Source organism: Bradyrhizobium ganzhouense, assembly GCF_049949285.1.
Classification (GTDB): domain Bacteria; phylum Pseudomonadota; class Alphaproteobacteria; order Rhizobiales; family Xanthobacteraceae; genus Bradyrhizobium; species Bradyrhizobium ganzhouense.
Genome location: NZ_CP181318.1, coordinates 5,300,969 through 5,317,992, shown reverse-complemented (window position 1 = coordinate 5,317,992; position 17,024 = coordinate 5,300,969). Strand labels below are relative to the sequence as shown.

The following is a 17,024-nucleotide window of genomic DNA, read 5'->3' as shown; positions in this document are numbered from 1 at the left end:
GGCGGTTGCGCATGAGAGAAGCGGGCTGCGTGCGAGGGGGCAAAGCAAAAGGAAAAGGCCATGACTAATCCAAAACCCCGGCCAACCATCGTCCATGGCGAGACGCACGCTTATCCCGTGTTGCCGCTGCGCGATATCGTCGTCTTCCCGCACATGATCGTTCCGCTCTTCGTCGGTCGCGAGAAGTCGATCCGCGCGCTCGAAGAGGTGATGAAGAACGACGCGCTGATCATGCTCGCGACGCAGAAGAACGCGTCCGACGATGATCCGGCGCCCGATGCCATTTACGAGACCGGTACGCTTGCAAGCGTGCTGCAGCTCTTGAAGCTTCCCGACGGCACCGTGAAGGTGCTGGTCGAAGGGCTCGAGCGTGCGCGCGTGCAGAAATACACCGATCGCGCCGACTATTACGAGGCCACCGCAATTGCGCTCGCCGACACCGACGCGAAGTCGGTCGAGGCCGAAGCTCTCTCGCGCTCGGTCGTGTCCGACTTCGAGAGCTATGTGAAGCTCAACAAGAAGATCTCGGCCGAGGTCGTCGGCGTCGTGCAGGCGATCACTGATTTCGCCAAGCTCGCCGACACCGTTGCCTCGCATCTCGCCGTCAAGATCGCGGATCGCCAGGGCATCCTGGAGACGCTGTCCGTCACCACGCGCCTGGAGAAGGTGCTGGGCCTGATGGAGAGCGAGATCTCGGTGCTGCAGGTCGAGAAGCGCATCCGCTCGCGCGTCAAGCGCCAGATGGAGAAGACCCAGCGCGAGTATTATCTCAACGAGCAGATGAAGGCGATCCAGAAGGAACTCGGCGACGACGACGGTCGCGACGAGCTCGCCGATCTCGAAGAGAAGATCTCCAAGACCAAGCTCTCCAAGGAAGCGCGCGAGAAGGCGCAGCATGAATTGAAGAAGCTGCGCCAGATGTCGCCGATGTCCGCGGAAGCGACCGTCGTGCGCAACTATCTGGATTGGCTGCTGTCGATCCCGTGGAACAAGAAGTCCAAGGTGAAGAAGGATCTGGAAGCCGCGCAGGCGGTTCTGGATGCGGATCACTACGGGCTGGAGAAGGTCAAGGACCGCATCGTCGAGTATCTTGCGGTGCAGTCGCGCGCCAACAAGCTGACGGGCCCGATCCTGTGCCTCGTCGGACCTCCCGGCGTCGGCAAGACCTCGCTCGGCAAGTCGATCGCGAAGGCCACGGGGCGCGAATTCGTGCGCGTGTCGCTCGGCGGCGTGCGTGACGAGGCTGAGATCCGCGGTCACCGCCGCACCTATATCGGCTCGATGCCCGGCAAGATCATCCAGTCGATGCGGAAGGCGAAGTCGTCCAATCCGCTGTTCCTGCTGGACGAGATCGACAAGATGGGCGCCGATTTCCGTGGCGATCCGTCCTCGGCCTTGCTCGAGGTCCTCGACCCCGAGCAGAACGGGACGTTTGCCGACCACTATCTGGAAGTCGACTACGATCTGTCGAACGTGATGTTCATCACGACCGCGAATACGCTCAATATTCCGGGTCCGCTGATGGACCGCATGGAGATCATCCGGATCGCCGGCTACACCGAGAACGAGAAGGTCGAGATCGCGCGCAAGCACCTGATCCCGAACGCGGTGTCCAAGCACGGCCTGGACTCCAAGGAGTTCTCGATCGACGACGAGGCTCTGCTGCTTCTGATCCGCCGCTACACCCGCGAAGCGGGCGTGCGTAACCTGGAGCGTGAGCTTTCGACACTCGCCCGCAAGGCGGTGAAGGAGCTGATGATCTCCAAGAAGAAGTCGGTCAAGGTCACCGAGAAGACTCTGGAAGAGCTGCTCGGCGTGCCGAAGTACCGCTTCGGCGAGATCGAGAGCGAGCCGCAGGTCGGTATCGTCACGGGCCTGGCCTGGACCGATGTCGGCGGCGAGCTGCTGACGATCGAAGGCGTCATGATGCCCGGCAAGGGCAAGATGACGGTCACGGGCAATCTGCGCGACGTGATGAAGGAGTCGATCTCGGCGGCGGCGTCCTATGTCCGCTCGCGCGCGATCGTCTACGGCATCGAGCCGCCGCTGTTCGACCGCCGCGACATCCACGTGCACGTGCCGGAAGGCGCGACGCCGAAGGACGGTCCCTCGGCTGGCGTGGCGATGGCCACCGCGATCATCTCGGTCATGACCGGCATTCCGGTCCGCCACGATGTCGCGATGACCGGCGAGATCACGCTGCGCGGCCGCGTGCTGCCGATCGGCGGTCTGAAGGAGAAGCTCTTGGCTGCTGCCCGCGGCGGCATCAAGACGGTGCTGATCCCCGAGGACAACGCCAAGGATCTCACGGAGATTTCCGATGCGATCAAGGGCGGCATGGAGATTATCCCGGTCTCCCGTCTCGACGACGTCGTTGCGAAAGCGCTGGTTAGGAAGCCCGTGCCGATCGTCTGGGAAGAGGACACCAAGGTGACGGTGAAGCCCGATGGCGACGAAGCCGCCGGCGGCCTGACCGCTCACTGAGATCGCAATCCAAAAGGATGATAAAACGGCGCCTTCGGGCGCCGTTTTTGTTGTGGGAAGGAGATGCAATGCAGGTCGACGGACAATGCCATTGCGGGCAGATCACCTTCGAGGCCGAGGTTGACCCAGAGGCGGTCTCGGTCTGCCATTGCCGCGACTGTCAGACCCTGACGGGATCGCCGTTCCGGGTGACCGCGATCTGCACCGCTGCCGACGTCAAGCTCACCGGCGGCACGCCAAAGGTCTACGGCAAGCGCGGCGACAACGGCCGGATGCGCTTCCAGCACTTCTGCGCCGATTGCGGTTCCCCGCTGTTCACCAGCGGCGAGGGCGACCATGCCGATGATTGGGGCATTCGCTGGGGCTCGATCCGCCAGCGCGACGTGCTGAGGCCCAGCCGCCAGATCTGGTGCCAGTCGGCAGCGGTGTGGATTGACGCGGTGCCGTTGCTGCCGGGCAGGCCCGGGGATTAGGTGGCTTGCCAAGCCGAAGCTCGCATAGCGAGCGAAGACTGGTGGGCGGTCACGGATTCGAACCGCGGACCCTCTCGGTGTAAACGAGATGCTCTAACCAGCTGAGCTAACCGCCCCACGGCGCCTCTTTAGCGCTCCGGCGGGTGTTGGAGCAAGAGGCGGCCGCATGGCAAACCGCGCTCATTTGACCTCTTGATCGGCGTCCGGCGTGGTATCAACCCACCAGAAAAATAACAGAGGCCCCCATGGAACAGCCCAGCGCACATGAGCAGAACGCCGACCAGATCGCCTATTGGAACGGTCCGAGCGGACAGCGCTGGGCCGACCGCCACGCGGCGCAGGAGAGCCTGCTCGGCCCCATTGCCGACGTGCTGATCGATCGCGCCAGGCCGAAGCCGGGCGAGCGCGTTCTTGATGTCGGCTGCGGCTCGGGTGCGACGACCTTTGCATTCGCGAAAGCTGTGGCGCCTGATGGCTTCGCGCTCGGCCTCGATGTGTCCGACCCGATGCTGTCGCAGGCACGTGCGTTTGCACCAAAGGGACTGCCGCTCGATTTCGTGCTGGCGGACGCGACGGTGCATCCGTTCGAGCCGGCGAGCTTTGATCTGCTCGCCTCGCGCTTCGGCGTGATGTTCTTTGCCGATCCGGTTGCGTCCTTCACCAATCTCCGCCGTGCGCTGCAGCCGTCCGGACGGCTGGCTTTCGCCTGCTGGCGCGAGCCGAAGGAAAATCCTTGGATGATGGCGCCGCTGACGGCGGTCTACAAACACGTTCCAAAAATGCCGCCGGTCGGGCCGGAGGAGCCGGGGCCGTTCGCCTTCGCCTCGGAGGAGCGCGTGACGCGCATCCTGAAAGGTGCCGGCTTCGTCGACGTGGCGATGGAGCCGCATAATCTTCCCATGGACATCGCCATCGGCGGTGGACTCGACGCCGCTGTCGACGGCTCACTCCAGATCGGCCCCGCCAGCCGCGCGCTGCAGGGCCATCCGCCGGAGACGGTCGCTGCGGCCAAAGCCTCGATCCGCGAGACGCTTGCGCCGTTCCTGAAAGGCCAGAGCGTGGCGCTGCAGGGCGCGATCTGGATTGTGACGGCGAAGGCGGCGTAGCTCAAACGCTGTTGTTGCGTACGTCGCTGCCTCACACTCAGTGTCGTCCCGGATCAGCGCTCCGCTTCGCTTGTCCGGGACGACAACGGTGATTGGAGCGGCCATGCAGCCTCTTACACCACATCGTCCGGCGCCAGCGCGCAGCCATTGTCCGGATGCGTTTCGACCTGAAGCGTCGTGTGGCCGATCCGGAACGACGTCTTTAGCAGCTGCGCGGTCTCCATCAGGAACGCGTCGGCGGTGCCCGCGGGCATCACGAGGTGGCAGGTCAGCGCCGTCTCGGTGGTCGAGATCGGCCAGACGTGGAGATCGTGGATCGCGGCCACGCCAGGCCGCGCCAGCAGGAGGGCCTTTATCGCGACGAGGTCGGTGCCCCTGGGCGCTGCCGCCATCGACATGTCGATGGAGCCGCGAAGCAGGCTGGTCGTGCCCCAGAGGATGCTCGCGCAGATGACGAGGCTGGTGACGGGATCGAGCCAGAGCCAGCCGGTCCAGATGATCAGCGCCGCCGAGACGACGACGCCGAGCGAGACTGCGGCGTCGGCCGCCATGTGCAGATAAGCGCCTTCGATGTTGATGTCGTCCTTGCGGCCGCTTGCGAACAGCATGGCTGTAAAGCCATTGATGAGGATGCCGATGCCGGCGACCACCGTCACCGTGACGCCCGCGATCGGCTCCGGCTCGCGCAGCCGCAGGATCGCCTCCCAGCCGATCGCACCGGTCGCGACCAGCAGGAACACCGCATTCGCGAGTGCAGCCAGGATCGTGGAGGCGCGAAAGCCATAGGTGAAGCGGCCGCTCGGCGCGCGCCGCGCCGCGATCGAGGCGCCCCAGGCCACGACCAGGCCGAGCACGTCGGACAGATTATGGCCGGCATCGGCGAGCAGTGCGGTGGAGTTGCCGATATAGCCGTAAACCGCCTCGGCTATGACCAGCGCGGTGTTGAGCGTAATGCCGATCGCGAACGCCTTGCCGAAATTGGCGGGCGCATGGACATGCGCGTGGCCATGACCATGTTCGTGGTCGTGACCATGATCATGCGCGTGGCCATGGTCGTGGTGGTGATGACCGTGATGGTCGTGGTTGCCCAAACCTAGCGCTCCTCGGAAACCGCCAAATCAGGCGCCATTGTAGGCGTTTCGCCGGCGCCGTCACGCCGGAACAGCACATAGAGCGCCGGCAGCACCAGCAATGTCAGCACCGTCGAGGAGATGATGCCGCCGATCACGACGGTCGCGAGCGGCCGCTGCACCTCAGCGCCGGCACCGGTCGCGAGCGCCATCGGCACGAAGCCGAGGGAGGCGACCAGCGCGGTCATCAGCACCGGGCGCAGCCGCGTCAGCGCACCTTCGCGCACGGCCTCCGCGATGGGCCGCCCCTCACTGCGCAGACGCTCGATGAAGGCAATGATGACGAGACCGTTCAGCACCGCGACGCCCGACAGCGCGATGAAGCCGACGCCTGCGCTGATCGACAGCGGAATGCCGCGCAACAGCAGCGCCGCGATACCGCCGGTCAGGGCCAGCGGCACGCCGGAGAACACCAGCGCCGCGTCGGCCGCCGATCCCATGCTCATGAACAGCAGCAGGAACACCAGCGCAAGCGCGACCGGCACGACGATCGTGAGCCGCTTGCTGGCGGAGACCAGTTGCTCGAACTGGCCACCCCAGCCGATCCAGTAGCCCGGCGGCAGTTTGACTTTCTCGGCGACGGCGGCCTCGGCCTCCGTGACGAAGGAGCCGAGGTCGCGGGCGCGGACGTTGGCGGTGACGACGATGCGCCGCTTGCCGTTCTCGCGGCTGATCTGGTTAGGGCCGGGCGTCGCATCGACGGTGGCAACCGACGACAGCGGCACGTAGCGCATCTGGGCGAGGGGGGAGGCCGGCAACGCCGTCCGGATCGGCGCGCTCGCGTCTTCGCTCGGTGGCAGCGGGATCGGAATCGCCCTGATCGCATCGAGATTGCCGCGAAGGTGTTCCGGCAGGCGCACGACGATCTCAAAACGCCGGTCACCCTCGAACAGCTTTCCTGCCGATTTGCCGCCCACCGCGATCTCGACGATGCCCTGCACCTCGCTGATGCTGAGGCCGTAACGGGCCAGCGCCTGGCGGTCGAGCCGGACAGTGAGGATCGGCAGGCCCGAGACCTGCTCGATCTTGACGTCGCTGGCGCCCCGGATGCCGCGGATCGCGGCCTCGACCTGTTTTGCGGCGCCCTGCAGGATGTCGAGGTCGTCGCCAAACACCTTGATGCCGACGTCGCTGCGGACGCCGGAGATCAACTCGTTGACACGGAGCTGGACCGGCTGGGAGATTTCATAGGCGCTGCCGGGAATGTCGTCGGCAGCCTTGTCGATGGCCTCGATCACCTCCGACTTTGGCTTGGCTGGATCGGGCCATTCGGCGCGCGGCTTGAGCATGATGTAGCCGTCGGTCTGCGCCGGCGACATCGGATCGGTCGCGACCTCCGCGGTGCCGATGCGGGTGAAGAACTCCTTCACCTCCGGAATCTCAGTGATGCGCTTTTCCAGCGCCTTCTGCAGGTCCAGCGACTGCGTCAGGCTGGTGCCTGGAATCCGGATCGAGGCCAGTGCGACATCGCCCTCGTCCAGGCTTGGGATAAACTCGCCGCCCATGCGCGAGGCGGCGACGCCACTTGCGATGACGATCGCGGCGGCCATGATTGCGACCGCGACGCGATTGTCGATGGCAAGGCGGAGCAGGGGGAGATAGGCGCGCTTTGCCATCCGCATGAACAGGTTTTCGTGCTCGGATACCTTGCCGGTGACGAAGAGGGCGACGGCGGCCGGCACGAAGGTGATGGAGAACAGCGCGGCCGCGCCGAGCGCCATCAGCACGGTCAGCGCCATCGGCGTGAACATCTTGCCTTCGACGCCGGTCAGCGTCAGCACGGGCAAATAGACCACGGCGATGATCAGCGTTCCAAACAGGCTCGGCTTGATGACCTCACTCGACCCGCGCAGGATGGTGCCCAGCCGTTCGGACGTCGTGAGCAGCCTGCCTTTTTCGCGCTGGGCTTCGGCGAGCATGCGCAGGCAATTCTCGACGATGATCACGGCGCCGTCGACGATGATGCCGAAGTCGATCGCGCCCAGGCTCATCAAATTGGCACTGACCCGGGTCTCGACCATGCCGGTGACCGTCATGGCCATGGAGAGCGGAATGACGCAGGCCACCACGAGCGCGGCGCGGATGTTGCCGAGGATCAGGAACAGCACGGCCACCACCAGTGCCGCGCCTTCGAGAAGGTTGTTCTCAACGGTGCGGATCGTGGCCTCGACCAGATGGGTGCGGTCGTAGACGGTTCGGGTGACGACGCCCTCCGGCAGCGATTTGGCGATGTCCGCGAGACGGGCCGCGACGCCGGTCGCCACCATGCGGCTGTTCTCGCCGATCAGCAGCATGGCGGTGCCGAGCACGGTTTCCTCGCCATTGCGCGTCGCCGCGCCCGTGCGCAGGTCGCGCCCCTCCGTGACGTCAGCGACATCCCTGATCCTGACCGGATTGCCGCCGCGCGAGCCGATGACGATGTCGCGGATTTCACTGATATTGCCGACCTGGCCCGGCGAGCGGACCAGATATTGCTCGCCATTGCGCTCGATATAGCCCGCGCCGACATTGGCGTTGTTGGCCGCAAGCGCCGTCATGACGTCGCGGAAGCCGAGGCGGTAGGCCATCAGCTTGCCGGGGTCCGGCAGCACATGGAACTGCCGCTCGAAGCCGCCGATGGTGTTGACCTCGATCACTCCCGGCACGTTGCGTAGCTGCGGGCGGATGATCCAGTCCTGCACTGTACGGAGATCCGTCAGCGAATAATCGTGGCCGGCTTGCGTCTTTGCGCCGGCCTTCGCCTCGACGGTGTACATGAAGATTTCGCCGAGCCCGGTCGAGATCGGGCCCATCGCGACCTCGACACCGGCCGGAAGCTGGTCCTTCACCTGCTGGATGCGCTCGCCCACGAGCTGGCGGGCAAAATAGATGTCGGTGCCGTCCTTGAAGACGACCGTCACCTGGCTCAGGCCATAGCGCGACAGCGAGCGCGTATAGTCGAGCCTGGGCAGGCCACCCATCGCGGTCTCGACGGGGAAGGTGATGCGCTGCTCGGTTTCAAGCGGCGAGTAGCCGGGTGCGCGGGTGTTGATCTGGACCTGGATGTTGGTGATATCAGGCACGGCGTCGATCGGAAGCCGCTGGAAATTCCAGGCTCCGAAGGCTGTGGCGCCGAGGGCGAGCAGGAGGACCAGCCAGCGCTGTTGCAGCGAGGCGGCGATGAGGCGCTCAATCATGCTCGGCCTCGCCCTTGCCCATCTCGGCCTTCACGACAAAACTGTTTTCGGCGACGTAATGTTCGCCGGCTGAAAGGCCCGCCTTGATCTCGATGAATTGCGGATCGGAATCCCCAAGCTCCACCGGGCGCGCTTCGATCTTGTCGCTGTCCTCGCGGACGAACACGATGGTCCTGTTCTCCAGCGTCTGGATCGCGCTGCGGCGCACGGCGACCGCGACGTTGCGGGCAGCGAGGATCAGCCGCGCGGTGACGAACAGGCCAGGCCGCAAGCGCCCGTCGGGATTGGCCAGCACCACGCGGGCGAGCGCGGTCTGGGTCTCGCTCGAGCCCACGGGCGCGATGTAGGAGATCGTGCCCTTGATCTCGCCGCGGCCGTCGTCGGGATCGATCAGGACCTCGTCGTTGAACCGCACGCGCTTGAGGTCCTGCCGGTAGATCGAGAGATCGACCCAGATGGTCGAGAGGTCGGCGACGACGAAGGCCGGTTTCTGCTCGGAGGCGTACTCGCCGAGCGAGATCTGGCGTTCGACGATGGTGCCGGCGATCGGCGCCTTCAGCTCGTAGACGGTGAGGCTCTGATTGCTCTCGATGGTGGCGAGCAGATCGTCCTTGCCGACCTTGTCGCCGATGCGCTTCTGGATCGATTTGGCGAGGCCCGGAAAGCGCGGCGTCACTTGCACGACGGCCTCCTGGTTGGCGCGCAAAATGCCGTTGAAGGACAGCGTATCGGTCAGCGTGGCGCTTGCGGCTTCTGCGAGCGTCACGCCGGCAGCGGCGAGCTTGACGTCGGAGATGCGGATGCGGTCGGCGCCATGCTCGTCCTGCTCGACATGGTCGTTCGGCTTCTCCGGCTTCTTCTCTTCGGTATGCGCGGCGGGCGCGACCTTGGTCGGGACGAGCAGGGAATAGCCGCAGGCGCCGAGCGCGGCGGCAATGATGGCTATGAGGATGGTGGAAGATGTCTTCATCGCGCACTCTCCCGGGCCAGCGCAAACGGATTGCCGACAAGGCCTTCGATGGTCGCAACGCCGGCATGGAAGTTCTGCAGCGCCTCCTGCTCGCGCAGGCGCGCCTGGGCGACGCTGGCCTGGGCATCGAGCACTTCGAGCAGGGTGAAGCGGCCCTGGCCGTAGCCCTGCGCGATCGCGTCTGCTGCTTCCGTGGCCTTGGGGATCGCGGTCTCGCGCAGCACCGCGAGTTCGCGCAGCGAGCCCTGCACCGAGTCGTAAGCGCGGCCGGCGACCACGATCAGCGTGTTGCGGTTGGCCTCGCGCTCGGCGCGGGTCTTGGCGAGGCTTTCCTGCGCCGAGAGGATGTTGCCCTGGTTCTGATCGAACACGGGGATCGGCACCGAGACGGAGAGGCGGACCGCATCGTCATTGGTCTCGTTGAAATGGCGCCAGCCTGCGGCGATCCGCACATCGGGATAAGGCCTCAGGCGCGCCATCAACAACTCGGCGTTTCGCTGCGCATACACCGCGGTCCAGCGCACCAGCTGCGGATTGGCATCGATGGCGGCGACGACGGATTGGAAGGTCGGCGGCTTGCCCATGGTGTCGAGCCGGCCGGAGACCTCGCCGAATTTCGCGGCGGGATCGCCCATCAGCACCGCAAGCTCGCGCCGGGCGCTTGCCAGCGTCGCCTTGAAGCGCTCGCGGTCGGCCTTCACCAGGGCGGAGGCGACTTCGGCGCGGCCGGTCTCGGCTGGCGAAGAGGCGCCGGCCTCGACGCGGCGGCGCAACAGCGGCGTCAGTTTGTCGATCGCTGCAATCTGCTCGTCCAGGATCTGGATGCGCCGCTGCGCGCCGAGAACGCTGAGGAAGGCGATCGCCGTCTCCGACAGCACCTCCAGCCTGGTCGCCTTGCGCTGGATCGCGGCGACCTCGATGCCGGCGGCGCCCGCGGCTATCCGGGCATCGCGCTTGCCGAACAGCTCAAAGGCCTGGCTGATCTGGAGCGTGGTCTCGGCCGATCTGGTGCCGCGATAGCTGCCGGAGCCGAACGAATTGTCCTGCTCATAGGACAGTTCCGGATTGAGCAGCGCGCCGGCCTGGATGCGCTGCCCCGTCGCGATGCCGACATCGCGCTCGGCCGCTGTCAGGCGCGGGCTTGCGGCCAGCGCGCGCGAGAGCGCCGCGCGCATTGTCAGCGTCTGGGCCTGGGCGTGCTGCGTCAGCCAGGGGCTGACGAAAATCGTCAGCGCGCACGAAAGGCGCGCGGCAGTCCGTCTGCAAGACATGAAGATGACCTGTGAACAAAAGCATCGTGGGCGCACGCGGCGCCCGGCTGATCAGTTCAGGTCAGATGTTTGGGGGGCGGGGAGTCGGTATCGGGCGCGATGCCGATGAGCGCAGGCGCGCGCTGCGCGACCGGTGCGGCAACGATGTTGGCCGCGGTTTCGGACTGCAGCGGCTGCGCGACGGCCACAGAGAAGCAGCCGTGGCAGTGATGACCACCGATGGCCTTGTGGTCGCCATGACCGGCGGCGCCGTCATCGAGGATCGAGGCGATTTCCGAACCGCCGGCCGGGCTGGTCACATCGATATCGTGCGCGCCATGCAGCGCGCCCGACAGCAGGTACATCACCGCAACGAGCACAGCCAGAAGCCCGCGCCAGTTGCGCAGGCGGCTGGATCGATGGGCTCGGCGGATCGCAGTCACGGTATCACTCAGGTTCCCCGGTTCGGTTGCGGTAGCATGGCGGCCGCAACGATGTCGACCCGCAACATTGTTACGTGTGGGGAACTTGTTGTCGCGATTGTCGTGGAAGCGATTGTTCGGCCCGTGAGCCTAAGTTTGCGAACAGCAACCACCCGCCTGGATCGGCGGACAGGGGGCCGAGCCAAACGAGCAAAACACGCAGCAGTCGCCTTGCTTCGGCTTCAGCCGCTTGCCGCATCCCGCGCAATCATAGAAGAACTGACATGCGTCCGTCGGCATGGTTTCGACCGCTTGATGCCCGCACTCAGGACAGGTGAGGGTCGATTCAAGCTGCATCATTGCGATTCATAACCTCAATCATCATTGAGACCGTAGTAGCTCTTGAGAAGCCGGTACTGGCCGCCTCCTGAGAAATACTCTTGATGCAGGCAACCGTCTACCTTGCAGAACCTTCCGGTCTCGCCACAATGAAGATGTTCGAAATGCAGCCTGATGATGCGCGAATTGTCCAGATAGGTCGCGAAATAGTGTGCGGCGCGTGCCGAATTTCCACACATATGGGCAACGGCGCTGCGGACTTCGGGCGGCAGATGATCGATGTGTTCGGGATTCCAGGGGTCGTCGTGCCCGACCTGACTGCCGCGACCGAGTGCGCCCGGTGCGCCGATGAGCAACAGTAAAGCTCCGGCTGTAATTGCTGGGAACGGAGTGCGAAAGGTCAACATGCCAGCCTCCATCATCCCGGATGGCTCGCGACGCCTTGGAGATGGAGGCTATCACAATCCCCGGTCGACGTCCTGTTTGAGGCCGCTCTCGCACGGTTGTGTGATCTTTCGCTGCGTCGCGGGAGAAGCCGGCTCCGCGGATGATGCCATCTGCTATCATTCGGCAGCCTCCGAAACCTGCTCCGGCGCAACGACCGCATCGCCCGAACGCAGCCCAAAGCCCTTCACCAGCCCGAAGATCGCGGGGATCACGATCAGCGTCAGCAGCGTCGAGGAGATCATGCCGCCGATCATGGGTACGGCGATACGCTGCATGATCTCCGATCCGGTTCCGCTGCTCCACATGATCGGCAGCAGGCCAGCCATGATCGCAACCACCGTCATCATCTTCGGACGGACGCGTTCGACGGCACCTTCCATGATGGCGGCGTTGAGGCCGTCGCGGCTGAGAGCGCGCCCGGCGCGGGCGCAGCGCGCGTTGGCTTCAGCGAGCGCCTGATTGAGATAGATCAGCATCACCACGCCGGTCTCTGCCGCGACACCAGCGAGCGCGATGAAGCCGACGGCCACCGCGACCGACAGGTTGAAGCCGAGCCACCACATCAGCCACAGCCCGCCGACGAGAGCGAAGGGCAGGGACAGCATCACGATCATCGTCTCCGTGATCGAGCGGAAGTTGAGGTAGAGCAGCAGGAAAATGATCAGAAGCGTCACCGGCACCACGATCTTCAGCCGTGCGGTCGCGCGCTCCAGATATTCGTATTGTCCGCTCCAGACCACATAATAGCCGGGCGGAAACTGGATGCTTGCCTGAACAGCGCGTTGCGCGTCGGCGACATAACCGCCGAGATCGCGGTCGCGGATATCGACATAGATGTAAGTGGCGAGCTGCCCGTTCTCGGTCCGGATCGTAGTTGGCCCGCGCGCCGGCGTCACGCTCGCGACCTCGCCGAGCGGGACGGCGCCGCCACCCGGCATCGGCACCAGGATGTCGCTGGCGATCGCCTTGGGATTGTCGCGGAGGTCGCGGGGATATCGCATGTTGACGGTGAAGCGCTGCCGGCCTTCCACGGTCGTGGTCACGGTCTGGCCGCCCAGCGCGGTCGCGATCGTGTCCTGCACGTCCTGGATCATGATGCCGTAGCGTGACAGCGCCTCGCGGTCCGGCGTGATCTCGAGGTAGTAACCGCCGAGGCCGCGCTCGGCATAGGCCGAGGAGGTGCCCGGCACGGCCTTTATCACCTGCTCGACCTGTTTTGCGAGCTTGTCGATCCCGGCGAGATCGGTGCCCATGACCTTGACGCCAACGGGCGTGCGAATGCCGGTCGAGAGCATGTCGATGCGCGCCTTGATCGGCATGGTCCAGGCATTGGAGACGCCGGGAAATTGGAGCGCCTTGTCCATCTCGGCGATCAGGCTGTCGATCGTTACGCCCGCGCGCCACTCTTCCTTTGGCTTGAGATTGACGATGGTCTCGAACATCTCCGACGGCGCCGGGTCGGTCGCGGTCGCCGCGCGGCCGGCCTTGCCATAGACCGAGGCCACCTCCGGAAACGAGCGGATGATGCGGTCCTGGGTCTGCATCAGCTCGGCCGCCTTGGTCACTGAAATGCCAGGCAGCGTCGTTGGCATGTAGAGCAGGGTGCCTTCGTTGAGGTTGGGCATGAACTCCGAGCCGAGCTGATGAGCGGGCCAGATCGAGACGGCAAGCACGCCGAGCGCGAGCAGGATCACCACGACCCTGGCCCGCAGCACGCCTGTTATCACCGGCCGGTAGATCCAGATCAGGAATCGGTTGATCGGATTCTTGTGCTCCGGGATGATCCTGCCGCGAACGAAGATCACCATCAGCGCCGGCACCAGCGTGACCGACAGCAGCGCCGCTGCTGCCATGGCGAACGTCTTGGTGAAGGCGAGCGGGCTGAACAGCCGGCCCTCCTGCGATTCCAGCGTGAAGATCGGCATGAACGACACGGTGATGATCAGCAGGCTGAAGAACAACGCCGGGCCAACTTCGGCTGCGGCCTCGATCAGGATCGCCACCCGCGAGTGGCCCGGCTCGGCGCGCTCGAGATGCTTGTGCGCGTTCTCGATCATGACGATCGCGGCATCGATCATGGCGCCGATCGCAATCGCGATGCCGCCGAGGCTCATGATGTTGGAGCCGATCCCGAGCAGCTTCATCGCCCCGAAGGCCATCAGCACGCCGACCGGAAGCATCAGGATCGCGACCAGCGCGCTGCGGACATGCAGCAGGAACACGATGCAGACCAGCGCCACCACGATGCTCTCCTCGAGCAGCGTGTGCCGGAGCGTGTCGATCGCCGCGTAAATCAGGTTCGAGCGGTCGTAGACCGGAACGATCTCGACCGATTTCGGCAGGCTGGTCGCGATCTCCTTGAATCGCTTCTTGACGTTCCCGATCACATCGAGCGCGTTCAGGCCGAAGCGCTGCAGTACGATTCCACCAGCCACTTCGCCTTCGCCATTGAGTTCGGTAATGCCGCGCCGCTCGTCCGGCCCGAGCTCGACGCGGGCGACGTCGCGCAGCTTGACCGGGGTGCCGTTGTCGGCCTTCAGCACGATATTGCCGAGGTCGTCGATGTTCCTGAGATAGCCCTTGCCGCGGATGACGTATTCGAACTCGGAGAGCTCGACGGTGCGGCCGCCGACATCGGCATTGCTGGCGCGGATGGCGTCGCGCATCTTCGCCATGGTGATGCCGAGATCGCGCATGCGCTGCGGATCGAGGATCACATTGTACTGCCTGATGAAGCCGCCGACGCCGGCGACCTCGGCCACGCCTTCCGCCTTCGCCAGCGCGAATTTCAGGTTCCAGTCCTGGATCGTCCGCGTCTCCGCAAGATTCAATTCCCTGGACATCACCGCATATTGGTAGACCCAACCGACGCCGGTGGCATCAGGGCCGATCGTGGGCGTGACGCCCGCGGGCAGTCGCGCGGCGGCGCCGTTGAGGAATTCGAGCACGCGGGAGCGGGCCCAGTAGATGTCGGTGCCGTCCTCGAAGATGACGTAGACGAAGGAAACGCCGAAAAAGGAGAAGCCGCGCACCACTTTCGACTTCGGTACCGTCAGCATCGCGGTGGTGAGGGGATAGGTGACCTGGTCTTCGATCACCTGGGGCGCCTGTCCCTGATATTCGGTGTAGACGATGACCTGGGTGTCGGAGAGATCCGGGATGGCGTCGAGCGGTAAATGTAGCAGAGCATAGAGCCCGGCTGCGGCAGCAAAGCCGGTGCCGAACAGCACCAGCAGCAGATTGCGCGCTGACCATGCAATGACGCGTGCGATCATGGCTTGGCTCCCATCGCCTTGTCGCTATCCTGTGTGGTGGCCGATTCAGCAAAGCCCTTCAGGGCGGCTTTCAGATTGCTTTCAGCGTCAATCAGGAAGTTGGCGGAGGTGACGACCGCTTCGCCCTCGGCCAGACCTTCTCGTATCTCGACATAACCGCCGCCGCGCCGGCCGAGCTTGACCTCGCGCGGCTCGAACCGGCCCTGGCCCTTGTCGACGAGGATGGCCTGCCGGCTGCCGGTGTCGAGCACCGCGCTCTCGGCAACCGCGACGACTGATGCCGGATTGCCGGTATCGATCTCGGCATCGACATACATATCGGGAAGCAGCGCAGAATCGGCGTTGGCGAGCTCGATCCGCACGCGGGCGGTGCGCGTCTCCTTGTTCACCTGCGGATAGATGACGCTGATCCGGCCTTCAAACGCCCGGCCGGGATAGCTGCGCGCGCGCACTTTCACCGGCTGGCCGACGGCTACGGCGCCAAGGTCGCGCTCGGCAACGTCGACGGTGGCCCACACCAGCGCGATGTCGGCGATACGAAACAGCACGTCGCCGGACTGGGCGCGCATGCCTTCGATCGCGTTGCGCTGGAGCACGATGCCGTCGCGCGGGGACGACCATTGGATGGTAACCGGCGCCGAATGGCTTTTCTCCATCTCGGCAATGACGGGCTCGGGAACGTCGAGATTGACCAGGCGCTGCCGCGAACCGCGGCCATAGGGTTCGATGCTGGCCGTCGCCTTCGAGGTGATGGTCGCGAGATACTCGGCTGCCGCAGACGTCACCGCGGAGCTGTAGATCTCCATCAGCGGCTGGCCCTTGGTCACGCGGCTGCCAGTGGTGACGTCCGCGACCTTCTGCACAAAACTTTCGGCACGCATCGTGACAACCGAGACGCGGCGTTCGTCGAGCTGGATCGTGCCAGGCGCGCGGACCGATGTTTGGATACGGCGCAACTCGGCAGGCTCGGACTTGACCCCGCTGCGCTGGATCTTGCCGGGCGACAGCTTCACCGAGCCGTCGTCGCTGTCGTCGCCCTCGTAGACGGGGATGTAGTCCATCCCCATCGAGTCCTTCTTTGGCCTCGGCGAGGTGTCGGGCAGCCCCATCGGGTTGCGGTAATATTTGATCTTGCGTTCGTCCTTGGGCTCGGCCCCCGTCATCTCCGCGGGCTGCTCGGGCTCGTCGAAGCTTACGTCCGCGCCCGCAGGGATCGCACGATAGTCGCGGCCGTCCTCGGTCTTCTTAGGGGTCAGCGAATAAAGTGGCTTGCCGTTCGGGTCCTGATAATAAAGCGGGGCAGGGGTCTCCGCTGCGCTCGCCGCGGACACGATGGTGCGGTCCGTCGGGTGCCGATGCCCGACGAACAGCGCGGTACCTGCCGCTGCAACGATCGCAGCGGCAGTGCCAATGAGGCGGTTGCGGTTCATTGCTCGGCCGTGACAACAAGCTTGTTTTCGAGCGTCCCAGTCTCGCCCTGCACCTTGGCGCCGAGCGAGAGTTGCCAGCGCCCGGCCATGCCGAAGGTGGCCTTGAAACGGTAGGTGCCGGGCTCGGTACCCGGCATCGGCGTAACCTTGGTGGCCATCTCCTGCATGCCGTCGGGCGCCATGTCGAGCCGGCTGGCAAAGATCACCGCATCCGGCACCGCCTTGCCGGTGGTCTTGTCGACCAGCCGCACCGTCACGACGCGGTCCGCGCCGGCCTTGACGGTCGGCTGAACGAGCTGGAATTCGTAGTTCTTGATTTCGGCATGAGCTGTGCCGGTGAGGGCAGCGGCGATCAGCGCGGCCATGGCGGCGCGCGCGACGTTGGACGTCTTCATGATTTCAATTCCTCGATGGGTCTGATGGCGCCGTCAGGACCGCGCGCAACAGGGAGACGCGCAGCAAGACGGCGGGCAGCGATGCACGCCGGTTCCGACGCGCACCTTCGTCAGGCGCGTGAACGCC

Annotated in this window: 13 protein-coding genes and 1 tRNA gene; 3 read left to right on the top strand and 11 right to left on the bottom strand. The window is 65.0% G+C overall.

Translation table 11 applies throughout. The features are described 5' to 3' along the window. Nucleotides 1-60 precede the first annotated feature (60 nt). Both lon and ACLFLU_RS24375 read left to right on the top strand, forming a co-directional pair. A complete protein-coding gene (gene lon, locus ACLFLU_RS24380) occupies nucleotides 61-2,484 on the top strand; it encodes an endopeptidase La (RefSeq protein ID WP_426407392.1) in 2,424 nt (807 codons plus the stop codon). A 68-nt stretch (nucleotides 2,485-2,552) separates the two neighbouring features. Beyond that, the gene (locus tag ACLFLU_RS24375) at nucleotides 2,553-2,957 is read left to right on the top strand and encodes a GFA family protein (protein WP_426407391.1); all 405 of its coding nucleotides are present in this window, start codon (nucleotides 2,553-2,555) and stop codon (nucleotides 2,955-2,957) included. 39 nt (nucleotides 2,958-2,996) lie between these two features. Here ACLFLU_RS24375 and ACLFLU_RS24370 read toward each other — a convergent pair. After that, a tRNA-Val gene (locus ACLFLU_RS24370) sits at nucleotides 2,997-3,073 on the bottom strand. Nucleotides 3,074-3,202: 129 nt separating this feature from the next. On the opposite strand from ACLFLU_RS24370, the gene ACLFLU_RS24365 reads away from it, so the two are divergent. Next, the gene (locus tag ACLFLU_RS24365) at nucleotides 3,203-4,063 is read left to right on the top strand and encodes a methyltransferase domain-containing protein (protein WP_426407390.1); all 861 of its coding nucleotides are present in this window, start codon (nucleotides 3,203-3,205) and stop codon (nucleotides 4,061-4,063) included. A gap of 113 nt (nucleotides 4,064-4,176) precedes the next feature. Here the strand turns inward: ACLFLU_RS24365 and ACLFLU_RS24360 are convergent, their stop codons facing one another. The 10 genes from ACLFLU_RS24360 to ACLFLU_RS24315 form a co-directional block, all read right to left on the bottom strand. Then, complete coding sequence (locus tag ACLFLU_RS24360; RefSeq protein ID WP_426407389.1) at nucleotides 4,177-5,154, bottom strand: cation diffusion facilitator family transporter; 978 nt, start codon at nucleotides 5,152-5,154, stop codon at nucleotides 4,177-4,179. A gap of 2 nt (nucleotides 5,155-5,156) precedes the next feature. Further along, nucleotides 5,157-8,369 (bottom strand): efflux RND transporter permease subunit, encoded by a 3,213-nt coding sequence (locus ACLFLU_RS24355; protein ID WP_426407388.1) that lies wholly within the window; start codon nucleotides 8,367-8,369, stop codon nucleotides 5,157-5,159. Then, a complete protein-coding gene (ihpB, locus tag ACLFLU_RS24350; RefSeq protein WP_426407387.1) occupies nucleotides 8,362-9,339 on the bottom strand; it encodes a divalent metal ion exporter adaptor subunit IhpB in 978 nt (325 codons plus the stop codon). Before ihpB ends, ACLFLU_RS24355 begins: the two co-directional genes overlap by 8 nt. Then, on the bottom strand, nucleotides 9,336-10,610 hold the full coding sequence (gene ihpA / locus ACLFLU_RS24345; protein ID WP_426407386.1) for a divalent metal ion exporter subunit IhpA: 1,275 nt from the start codon (nucleotides 10,608-10,610) through the stop codon (nucleotides 9,336-9,338). The genes ihpB and ihpA overlap by 4 nt, the downstream gene beginning before the upstream one ends. 56 nt (nucleotides 10,611-10,666) lie before the next feature. Beyond that, complete coding sequence (locus ACLFLU_RS24340) at nucleotides 10,667-11,032, bottom strand: hypothetical protein (RefSeq protein WP_426407385.1); 366 nt, start codon at nucleotides 11,030-11,032, stop codon at nucleotides 10,667-10,669. A gap of 129 nt (nucleotides 11,033-11,161) precedes the next feature. After that, on the bottom strand, nucleotides 11,162-11,368 hold the full coding sequence (locus ACLFLU_RS24335) for a GDCCVxC domain-containing (seleno)protein (RefSeq protein WP_426414063.1): 207 nt from the start codon (nucleotides 11,366-11,368) through the stop codon (nucleotides 11,162-11,164). Nucleotides 11,369-11,385: 17 nt separating this feature from the next. Beyond that, the gene (locus ACLFLU_RS24330) at nucleotides 11,386-11,757 is read right to left on the bottom strand and encodes a hypothetical protein (protein ID WP_426407384.1); all 372 of its coding nucleotides are present in this window, start codon (nucleotides 11,755-11,757) and stop codon (nucleotides 11,386-11,388) included. Nucleotides 11,758-11,913: 156 nt separating this feature from the next. Then, entirely contained in the window at nucleotides 11,914-15,072 is a 3,159-nt protein-coding gene (locus ACLFLU_RS24325) for an efflux RND transporter permease subunit (RefSeq protein WP_426407383.1), read from the bottom strand. Further along, nucleotides 15,069-16,502 carry an efflux RND transporter periplasmic adaptor subunit gene (locus ACLFLU_RS24320; RefSeq protein ID WP_426407382.1) on the bottom strand — a complete coding sequence of 478 codons (1,434 nt, stop codon included), beginning with the start codon at nucleotides 16,500-16,502 and terminating at the stop codon, nucleotides 15,069-15,071. The genes ACLFLU_RS24325 and ACLFLU_RS24320 overlap by 4 nt, the downstream gene beginning before the upstream one ends. Next, nucleotides 16,499-16,897 (bottom strand): FixH family protein, encoded by a 399-nt coding sequence (locus tag ACLFLU_RS24315; protein WP_426407381.1) that lies wholly within the window; start codon nucleotides 16,895-16,897, stop codon nucleotides 16,499-16,501. Before ACLFLU_RS24315 ends, ACLFLU_RS24320 begins: the two co-directional genes overlap by 4 nt. Nucleotides 16,898-17,024 lie beyond the last annotated feature (127 nt).